The organism is Streptomyces hesseae (genome assembly GCF_031845785.1).
Taxonomy (GTDB): domain Bacteria; phylum Actinomycetota; class Actinomycetes; order Streptomycetales; family Streptomycetaceae; genus Streptomyces; species Streptomyces hesseae.
In genome coordinates, this window is record NZ_JAVRFI010000011.1 from 193,230 (window position 1) to 203,420 (window position 10,191).

The window sequence follows — 10,191 nt, forward strand, 5'->3', positions numbered from 1 at the left end:
AGTCCCCACGCGATGCGTCACCACCAGGACGAGAACTCCGCCGAACTGCCGCTCCTCGCCGCGCAGTCAGGAATCCTCTACGCCCAGGCTCTCGACCCCGCGAACCCGGTCCACAACACCGGCGACCGGGTGGAGATCGCCGGGCCCCTGGACGAGGAGCTGTTCGAGCGCGCCCTGAAGCGGACCACCGCCGAGGCCGAGACCCTCGCCCTGCTGGCCACCGCCGGTGACGGCACCACCCCCGCCCAGCGCCTCGGCGCCCCCGCGCCCGCCCTCCACCGGCTCGACCTGCGCACCGCCGCCGACCCCGAGGCCGAGGCGACGGCCTGGACCGCCGCCGACCTCGCCCGCCCCGTCGACCTCACCGAGGGCCCCCTCGTCACCCACGCCCTCATCCGTCTCGCCGACGAGCGCTACTGGTGGTACCAGCGCGTCCACCACTTCGTCGTCGACGCCTACGCCCTGACCCTCATCGGGCGCCGCCTCGCCGAGGTCTACACGGCGCTGGCCACCGGCGTGGAGCCCACCACCGACCCCTTCGGCACCATCGGCGAACTCGTCGCCGACGAGGCCGCCTACCTGGCGAGCGAACGCCACGCCACCGACCGCGCCCACTGGCGCGAGCGCCTCGCCGACCGCCCCGAGCCCGTCTCGCTCTCCGACCGCCCCGCCGCCCCCGCCGGAACGGTCCTGCGCCACACCGCCGGACTCCCCGCCGGCTCCCTCGCCCGGCTGACGACCGCCGCCGGCACGGTGAAGGCCACCTGGGCCGAACTGCTCGTCGCCGCCACCGCCGGCTATCTCCACCGCGTCACCGGCGCCGAGGACATCGTGCTCGGCCTGCCGCTGAAGAGCCGCACCAACAAGACCGCCCTGCGCACGCCCGCCATGATGGTCAACGTCATGCCGCTGCGCGTCGCCGTCCGCCCCCAGGACACCGGCGCCGGATTCCTCCGCCGTGTCGTCATGGAGATGCGGGCCGCCAACCGTCACCAGCGCTACCGCCAGGAGGACCTGCGCCGCGACCTCGGGCTCTCGCCGGAACAGCCGCTGTTCGGGGCGATGGTCAACATCAAGCCCTTCGAGAACGAGGACCTGGACTTCGCTGGCCTGCCCGGCGTCGTGCGCAACCTCGCCGCGGGCCCCGTCGACGATCTGGCCATCGGCGCCACCCCGGGCCCCGACGGCATCCTGCGCCTCGGCCTGGACGCCAACCCCGCCCGCCACGACGCCGACTCCCTCGCCGCCCATGGGCACGGACTGCTCCGCTACCTCGACGCCCTCACCGACCTGCTGCTCGACGACGCCCAGCGCCCCGTCGGCACCATCGACCTCCTCGACGCCGAGGAGATCCACCGGGCCACCGCAGGCCGCACCGAGGCCCCCGTGGACCGCACCCTGCCCGAGCTGTTCGCCGCGCAGGCCGCCCGCACCCCCGAGGCCATCGCCGTCCGCAGCGGCGCCACCGCCCTCACCTTCGCCGAACTCGACGCGGCCGCGAACCGCCTGGCCCACGAGCTGCTGACCGCGGGCGTCCGCCCCGGCACCGCCGTGGCCCTGGCCCTGCCCCGCAGCGCCGACACCGTCGTCGCCCTGTTCGCCGTCCTCAAGGCGGGCGGCGTCTGCCAGCCCCTCGACCTCGGCCACCCCGCCCAGCGCCTCACCGCCGTCCTCGACGACACCCGCCCCGGCTGCCTCGTCGGCACCACCGACGCCGTACGCGGCCTGCCCGAGCACACCGTGCCCGTCCTCCTCCTCGACGACGAGGTCACCCGCGCCCGGATCGCCGCCCGGCCCGCCACGGCCCCCGCCGCGCCCAGACCTCAGCAGCCCGCCTACGTCATCCACACCTCGGGCTCCACCGGCCGCCCCAAGGGCGTCCTCGTCACCCACGCCTCCCTCACCAACCTCCACGCCGGGCACGGCACCGACCACATCGCCCCCGCCCTGGAGCGCACCGGACGGGACCGGCTGCGGATCGCGCACAGCGCCTCCTTCGCCTTCGACGCCTCCTGGGACCCCGTCATCTGGATGGTCCACGGCCACGAGCTGCACCTCCTGGACGACGCCGCCTACCGCGACCCGGCCACCCTCACCGCCTACATCGACGAACACCGCGTCGACTACCTCGACGCCACCCCCTCCTACGTCGAAGCGCTCGTCGCCGAGGGCCTGCTGGATCCGGGCCGGCACCACCCCGCCCTCGTCGTCGTCGGCGGCGAGACCGTGCCCGAGCCCCTGTGGCGCCGCCTGGCCGCCACCGAGGGCCTGAGCCCCATCAACCTCTACGGCCCCACCGAGACCACCGTCGATGCCTACTACTGGCTGGCCGACAGCGACGGCACCCCCGTCGGCCGGCCCGTGCGCGGCTCACGCGCGTACGTCCTCGACAACTCCCTGCGCCCGGCCCCCGTCGGCGTCACCGGCGAGCTGTACCTCGCCGGCGCCTGCCTCGCCGCCGGCTACCTGGGCCGCCCCGACCTCACCGCCGAACGCTTCACCGCCGACCCCTTCGGCGCCCTCCACGGCGAGCCCGGCGCCCGGATGTACCGCACCGGCGACCTCGTGCGCCGCCGCCCCGACGGCACCCTGGAATTCCTCGGCCGCGCCGACGGCCAGATCAAGATCCGCGGCTTCCGCATCGAACTCGGCGAGATCCAGAACGTCCTGGCCGGCCACCCCGCCGTCGACCGGGCCGCCGTCATCGCCCGCGACACCGCCACCGGCAAGCGCCTCCTCGGCTACGCCGTACCCGCCGAGGGCGCCGCGCCCGACCCCGAGGAGCTCCGCGCCCACCTCGCCGAGCGGCTGCCCGACCACATGGTGCCCGCCGCGATCCTGATCCTGGACGCCCTGCCCCGCACCGCCAACGACAAGCTCGACGTCAATGCCCTGCCCGACCCCGAACCCACCTCCACCGCGCACCGCGCCCCCCGCACCCCCCAGGAAGAGATCGTCTGCGCTCTCTTCCAGGACGTCCTGGGCCTGCCCGAGGCACCTTCCCCCGACGCCGACTTCTTCGCCCTCGGCGGCCACTCGCTGCTCGCCGGCCGGATCGCCGCCCGTGTCCGCGATGCGTTGGGCGATGACCTCCTGGGCCTCGCCGACGTCTTCCGCAACCCCACCCCCGCCGCCCTCGCCGCCCTCGTCCGCGACCGGGACACCGACCCCGACCGGCCCGCGCTCGTGCCCGTACCGCGCACCGACCGGATGCCGCTCTCCCCGGCCCAGAAGCGGCTGTGGTTCATGTACCGCCTCGAAGGCCCCAGCCCCACCTACAACATCCCGCTGCTGCTGACCCTCACCGGCCCCGTCGACCAGGACGCGCTGCGCCTCGCCCTCGCCGACCTCGCCGAGCGCCACGAGACGCTGCGCACGATCTACCCGGCCCTCGACAACGAGCCCCACCAGCTGATCCTCACCCCCGAACAGGCCCGCCCCGAGCTGCGCGTCGCCCCACTCGACGCCGACCTCACCGAGGCCGTGCGCCACTCCTTCGACCTGGCCACGGAACTCCCGCTGCGCGTCACCCTCTTCAGCGACGGCGGCGACCGGCACACCCTGCTGCTCCTGCTCCACCACATCGCCGGCGACGGCGCCTCCACCACGCCCCTCGCCCGTGACCTCGCCGCCGCCTACACCGCCCGCGCGGCCGGCCGGGCGCCCGGCGCGGCACCCCTGACCGTCCAGTACACCGACCACACGGCCTGGCAGGAGCGCCTCCTCGGCACCGCCGACGCGCCCACCCCGGCCGCCGTCCGCATGCTCGACCACTGGAAGGCGGCCCTCGCCGGCCTGCCCGACCAGCTCGAACTCCCCACCGACCGGCCGCGCCCCGCCATCGCCTCCACCGCGGGCGCCACCGTCCCCTTCGAGCTCGGCGCCGACGCCCACGCCGCGCTCGCCGCCCTCACCCGCGCGAGCGGCACGAGCGTCTTCATGGCCGTCCAGGCCGCCCTCGCCGCCCTCCTCACCCGCTACGGCTGCGGCACCGACATCCCGCTGGGCACCCCCGTCGCCGGACGCGACGACGAGACCACCGCCGACCTCGTCGGCTTCTTCGTCAACACCCTCGTCCTGCGCACCGACACCTCCGGCGACCCCACCTTCCGCGCCCTCCTGGAGCGCGTCCGCACCACGGCCCTGGCCGCGTACGAGCACGCCGACGTGCCCTTCGACCGGCTCGTCGAGGAGCTCAACCCGCCCCGCTCGCTGGCCCGGCACCCCCTCTTCCAGGTGATGCTCGCCTGGCAGTCGATGCCCGACGCCGCGTTCGCCATGGGACCGGACCTCGCCGCGCGGATGACCGCCATGCCCACCGGCACCGCGAAGTTCGACCTCACCCTCAACGCCGGCGAGCGGCCCGGCGGCGGCATATCCGGCTTCCTGGAGTTCCGCACCGACCTCTTCGACACCACCACCGCCCAACGCCTCTCCGCCCACCTCACCCGGCTGCTCACCGCCGCCGCGACCGACCCCGACACCCCCGTCGGCCGCCTCCCGCTCCTCGACGGGGCGGAGCTGCACCGCTCCCTCGTCGAGTGGAACGCCGGCACCCACACCCCCGTGAGGCAGCGCACCCTCGTCGAGCTGTACGAGGACGCCGCCCGCCACCACCCCGGCCGCACCGCCGTCACCTGCGACGACGCGTCCCTCACCTACGCCGAGCTGTCCGCCCGCGCCAACCGTCTGGCCAGGCTGCTCGCCGGGCGCGGCATCGGCCCCGGCTCCATCGTCGCCCTCGCCCTGCCGCGCTCGCTCGAACTCGTCACCGGCCTGCTGGCCGTCGCCAAGTGCGGCGCCGCCTACCTCCCCATGGACCCGGACTACCCGGCCGACCGGCTCGCCTACATGCTCGCCGACGCCGCCCCGGCCGCCGTCGTCACCGACACCGCGACCGCCGACCGGATCCCGGCGCACGACCTGCCGGTCGTCCTCGTCGACGGCACCGACGCCGACGCGTACGCGCCCACCGACCTCACCGACGCCGACCGCACCCGGGCCCAGCGCCCCGGCGACGTCGCCTACGTCATCTACACCTCGGGCTCCACCGGCCGCCCCAAGGGCGTCCCCGTCACCCACCACAACGTCACCCGGCTGTTCTCCGCCACCGACCACTGGTTCGGCTTCGACGAGAACGACGTGTGGACCCTCTTCCACTCCTACGCCTTCGACTTCTCCGTCTGGGAGATGTGGGGCGCGCTGCTGCACGGCGGCCGGCTCGTCGTCGTCCCCCACCTCGTCAGCCGCGACCCGGCCGCCTTCCTCGGCCTGCTGGACGACGAAGGCGTGACCGTCCTCAACCAGACGCCGTCCGCCTTCTACCAGCTCATGGCCGCGGACAAGGAGAACCCGGGACGCGAACTCGCCCTGCGCTACGTCGTCTTCGGCGGCGAAGCCCTGGAGCTGGGCCGCCTCGACGACTGGTACGAGCGGCACGCCGATGACGCGCCGACGCTCGTCAACATGTACGGCATCACCGAGACGACCGTGCACGTCTCGTACATCGCCCTCGACCGGGCGGGCGCCGCCGCCGGCACCTCCAGCACCATCGGCGTCAACATCCCCGACCTGCGCGTCTACGTCCTCGACCGGTACCTCCAGCCCGTGCCGCCCGGCGTCACCGGCGAGATGTACGTCGCGGGAGAGGGCCTGGCCCGTGGCTACCTCGGCCGGCACGCCCTCACGGCGGAACGATTCGTCGCCGACCCCTTCGCCCACCTGTTCGGCGAGTCCGGCAGCCGCATGTACCGCTCCGGCGACCTCGCCCGCCGCCGCCCCGACGGCACCCTCGAGTACTTCGGGCGCGCCGACCACCAGGTGAAGATCCGCGGCTTCCGCATCGAGCTCGGCGAGATCGAGGCCGTCCTCGCCGACCACCCCGACGTCGCCGACGCGGCCGTCGTCGTCCGCGAGGACACCCCCGGCGACAAGCGCCTCGTCGCCTACGCCGTCCCCGCCGGCGAGACCACCCCGGCCCTGCTGCGCGAGCACACCCGGGGCGAACTCCCCGGCCACATGGTCCCCTCGGCCGTCGTCCTGCTGGACCGGCTGCCGCTGACCGCCAACGGCAAGCTCGACCGCAAGGCCCTGCCCGCCCCCGACCTCGCCGCCGCCGTCACCGAGGGACGCGCCCCGCGCGGCCCCCGCGAGGAACAGCTCTGCGCGATCTTCGCCGACGTCCTGGGCCTGCCCCGGGTCGGCGTGGACGACAACTTCTTCGACCTGGGCGGCCATTCGCTGCTCGCCGTGCGCCTCGCCGGACGGGTCAAGGAGGCCCTCGGCACGGACACCGGCATCGGCACGGTCTTCCAGGCCCCGACCCCGGCCGCGCTGGCCGCCGCCCTGGACGCCGAGGCCGCCGACGCCCTGGACGTCCTGCTGCCCCTGCGCCCCGCGAAGGACGGCGACAAGGCACCGCTCTACTGCGTCCACCCCGCCGGCGGCCTGAGCTGGTGCTACGCCGGACTCATCCGCCACCTGCCCGCCGATGTGCCGATCTACGGCCTCCAGGCCCAGGGCGTCGGCCCGGCCACGGCCGCCCTGCCGCTGCCCGCCAGCATGGAGGAGCTCGCCGCGCACTACGTCGACCGGCTCCGCGAGGTCCGGCCCGACGGCCCGTACCGCCTGATGGGCTGGTCCACCGGCGGCATCATCGCCCAGGCCATGGCCACCCGCCTCCAGGACCTCGGCGCGGAGGTCGAACTGCTCGCCATCCTCGACGCCTACCCCGCCGAGGGCTTCCGCGAGCTGCCCGTGCCCGACCAGGCCGAGGCCCTGGAGGCGCTGCTGACCATGGGCGGCCACGGCCCGGACAGCCTGGAGGGCAAGCCGCTGGAACTGGAGAACGTCATCGAGGTGCTGCGCCGCGAGGGCTCCCCGCTGGCCGGCCTCGACGACACCACCTTCGACGCCCTCAACCGCACCTACCTCAACACCAACCACCTGGTGCGCGCCTTCGACCACCGCGTCTTCAAGGGCGACGTGCTCTTCTTCCGGGCCACCGTCGACACCATCGACGACACCCTCACCCCCGACACCTGGACCCCCTATGCGACCGGGCGGATCGACAACACGAACGTCGCCTGCTCGCACAAGGACATGACCCTGCCCGAACCGATCGCGCACATCGCGAGCGTCATCGCCGACCGACTGCGGAATCTGGAGAACTGACCCCATGAGCGACGCACCCGCCAACCCCTTCGACGGCGACGGGGAGTTTCTCGTCCTCGTCAACGCCGAGGGGCAGCACAGCCTCTGGCCGGGCTTCGCCGCCGTGCCCGAGGGCTGGACGACCGTCCACGGGCCCTGCGCCCGGCAGTCGGCCACCGACTGGATCACCGAGAACTGGACCGACCTGACCCCGGTCTCCGCCCGGTGAGGGGGCTCCCTCCGCGCATCGCCGTCGTGGTCGTCTACACGGCGGCGATGTGCATGAACGGGCTCGACTCCACCATCGTCAACCCGGCGCTGCTCACCATCGCCCGGGACTTCGGCGAACCGGTGTCGGCCGCCAACACCGTCGAGGTGGCCTTCCTCGTCGCGCTCGCCGTCGCCCTGCCCGTCGCGGGCTGGCTCGGCGACCGCCTCGGCACCAAGAAGGTCTTCCTCGGCGCGCTCGCCGTCTTCACGGCGGCCTCCGCCGTCTGCGGCCTGGCACAGGACCTCCCGACGCTGGTCCTCGCGCGCGTCGTCCAGGGCATCGCGGGCGGGCTGCTGACGCCCGTCGGCATGACGCTGCTCTTCCGGGCCTTCCCGCCGCACGAGCGGATGAAGCTGTCCAAGGTGCTCATCGTGCCGACCGCGCTGATGCCGGCGCTCGGCCCGCCGCTCGGCGGCTTCCTGACCGAGCACCTGTCCTGGCACTGGCTGTTCTTCGTGAACGTGCCGATCGGCGCGGCAGCCGTGATCGTCGGCGTGCTGGGGCTGTCGGAGCACACGGAGGGTACCGAGGGCTTCGACCTGACGGGCTTCCTGCTGGCGACCCCGGCGCTGGGCCTGCTCACCTACGCGCTGGGCTTCGGGCCCACGCACGGCTGGACCACGCCGTCCGTCCTGGTCTCCGGTGTGCTCGGGCTCGTGCTGCTGGCCGCCGGGTGCGTCCATCTGCTCAGGGCGCGGACGCCGCTGCTTCAGCTGGGACTGCTCGCCGACAAGGTGTTCGCGTCCGCCACGGTCCTCGCGGTGGTCACCTCGGCCGGGCTGATGGGCGTGCTCTTCGCGTTCCCGCTGCTCTACCAGGCGGCGCTGGGCGCCTCGGCCCTGGACGCCGGGCTGAGCGTCTTCCCGGAGGCGCTCGGGCTGATGCTGGCCTCCCAGGTGGCCGACCGGCTGATGCCCCGGCTCGGGCCCCGGTGGCTCGCCGTGCCCGCCCTGCTGCTGGCGACGGCGGTCTTCGGCGCGCTGGCCGTGCCGGGGGTGGCCGAGAACGCGTGGGCCGTGCGGGCGCTGATGTTCTGCGTGGGCCTGGTGCTGGGGACGGCCGTGCTCACCGTGCAGATCGCCGGGTTCGCGGACGTACCGCCCCCGGCCATGGGCCAGGCCATGGCCCTGTTCACCATCGTGCGCACCCTCGGCGGCGCGCTCGGCATCGCGGCCGTCGCCGCGGTGATCTCCGCCTGGGGCGGCTCCGGCGGCCACGAGACGGACCCGGCCCCGTACCGGGCCGCCATCGCGGTCACCGCGGGCCTCGTCGCCCTCGGCACGCTGTGCGCGTTCCGGATGCCCAGGGAGGCCCCGGCGCCTCCGTCGTTCGACGACGAGCCGCAGGCTGCTGCGGCCGCCTGACCCTGGCGACGCGGAAAGCCCCCACACGCCGAGCGTGTGGGGGCTTTCCGCGTCTTCTACCGTCCCAGCAGCCCCACGAGCCCGTCGGCGAGGCCGCCGCGCCAGCAGGCGTAGTCGTGGCCGCCGTTGAACTCGTGGTAGGCCACGTCGTAGCCGCGTGCTTCGAGTACGTTGCGCAGGTGGCGGTTCTGCGGCAGGAGCATCCACTCCTGGAGGCCCACCTCCAGATGGAAGCGGACGGGCAGCGTCTCGTGCGTCGCGAACTGCCGGGTCAGCCACTCGCTGCCGCCGTCGAACTCGGTCCCGTCCGGCCACCAGAAGGAGCCCGACTGGGACAGCGCGTTCCCGAACCGCTCGGGCCTGCGGAAGGCGGCGAACGCTGCCGTAAGGCCGCCCGCGCTCTGCCCCGCCACGACCGTACGGGCCGGGTCGCCCGTCACCCCGTACTCCCGCGCCGCCCACGGCAGCAGCACGTCCGCCAGCCAGTCGACGAACTCCTCGCTACAGCTGAGATCGGCCATCCGCCGGTCGCGGCCCATGGTCTCGACCATGAGGGTCACGGTCGGTGGTATGCGGCCGTCGTGGTGGAGGTTGTCCAGGGTCGTGCCGAAGTCCAGCACCGGGCCCCACATCTCGCCGTCCAGCAGCACGGCGACGGAGTACGGGCCGCCGTCCGCCGTGTGCGCGGCGGGGAGGTGCACGCCGACGCGTCGTCCGTCGACCTCCGCGTCGATTCGCTTGCCGCGCGGTACGGCGTCGCGGGTGCCGGCCCAGTCCTGGGCCGGGGCGTCCGGGAGCGCCAGCACGGAGGAGGGGTTGCGGCCGTCGCGGGCCGCGAGCGGGACCCCCACGGCGAGCGGATCGGGCAGCGCCTCGTCCAGGACGCGCAGCCAGCTGCGGCGGTCGGTGCGCAGGGCGTCCTCGCGGGTGCCGCGGTGCACGGAGAACTGGTACGAGGCCCGGTGATCGGCCCGCAGCCGGTGGCTGATCGCCCACACGTCGGTGCCGGGCACCTTCGCCATGAGGTGGGGGGCCAGGTCGTGGGCGTGCCGGTCCTTGTCCGTGACGGTGTGGAGCAGGGCGAGGACGTGGGAGGCGGGGCTGGTGGGGTCGTCGCGCCAGAGGAAGGTGACGAGGCGCCAGGCGTCGTTTCCTTCGGGGTCGGGTTCGACGAGGGGGGTGCCGTGTGCTGTGGCGCGCTTCCAGAAGTCGTCGAGGGCGCCGGGTTCGCCGGCCAGCTTGCGCAGTGCGGGGCTCTGGAACTCCATGTGTCTCTTCCTTTCGGTGGCAGGAGCCGTGGGGGAGGAGGCCCCAGTCCCGCCCTTTCACCGTTTCCTGGGGATCCGCCCCAGACCCCGCGCCTCAAATGCCGGCGGGGCTGAAATCAACCGGGGGTCCGGGGGC

At 74.2% G+C, this 10,191-nt stretch carries 4 protein-coding genes; 3 read left to right on the forward strand and 1 reads right to left on the reverse strand.

Features of this window, described 5'->3' with window-relative positions:
* Window positions 1–12 precede the first annotated feature (12 nt).
* Genes RM609_RS19095 through RM609_RS19105 form a run of 3 tightly spaced genes read left to right on the forward strand, consistent with a single transcriptional unit; the run spans window position 13 to window position 8,787 of the window.
* Window positions 13–7,173 carry a non-ribosomal peptide synthetase gene (locus RM609_RS19095; protein ID WP_311612434.1) on the forward strand — a complete coding sequence of 2,387 codons (7,161 nt, stop codon included), beginning with the start codon at window positions 13–15 and terminating at the stop codon, window positions 7,171–7,173.
* Between the two features lie 4 nt (window positions 7,174–7,177).
* A complete protein-coding gene (locus tag RM609_RS19100; protein WP_311612435.1) occupies window positions 7,178–7,381 on the forward strand; it encodes an MbtH family protein in 204 nt (67 codons plus the stop codon).
* Between the two features lie 47 nt (window positions 7,382–7,428).
* The gene (locus RM609_RS19105; RefSeq protein ID WP_311612449.1) at window positions 7,429–8,787 is read left to right on the forward strand and encodes a DHA2 family efflux MFS transporter permease subunit; all 1,359 of its coding nucleotides are present in this window, start codon (window positions 7,429–7,431) and stop codon (window positions 8,785–8,787) included.
* A 56-nt stretch (window positions 8,788–8,843) separates the two neighbouring features.
* On the opposite strand, the gene fes is transcribed toward RM609_RS19105, so the two are convergent.
* The gene (gene fes / locus RM609_RS19110; protein WP_311612436.1) at window positions 8,844–10,055 is read right to left on the reverse strand and encodes an enterochelin esterase; all 1,212 of its coding nucleotides are present in this window, start codon (window positions 10,053–10,055) and stop codon (window positions 8,844–8,846) included.
* Between the last annotated feature and the right edge of the window lie 136 nt (window positions 10,056–10,191).

What these genes read in the sequence shown, in the direction of transcription:
- RM609_RS19095 (WP_311612434.1), top strand. Translation starts at nt 13, where the DNA reads ATGCGTCACCACCAGGACGAGAACTCCGCCGAACTGCCGCTCCTCGCC.
- RM609_RS19100 (WP_311612435.1), top strand. Translation starts at nt 7,178, where the DNA reads ATGAGCGACGCACCCGCCAACCCCTTCGACGGCGACGGGGAGTTTCTC.
- RM609_RS19105 (WP_311612449.1), top strand. Translation starts at nt 7,429, where the DNA reads ATGTGCATGAACGGGCTCGACTCCACCATCGTCAACCCGGCGCTGCTC.
- fes (WP_311612436.1), bottom strand. Translation starts at nt 10,055, where the DNA reads ATGGAGTTCCAGAGCCCCGCACTGCGCAAGCTGGCCGGCGAACCCGGC.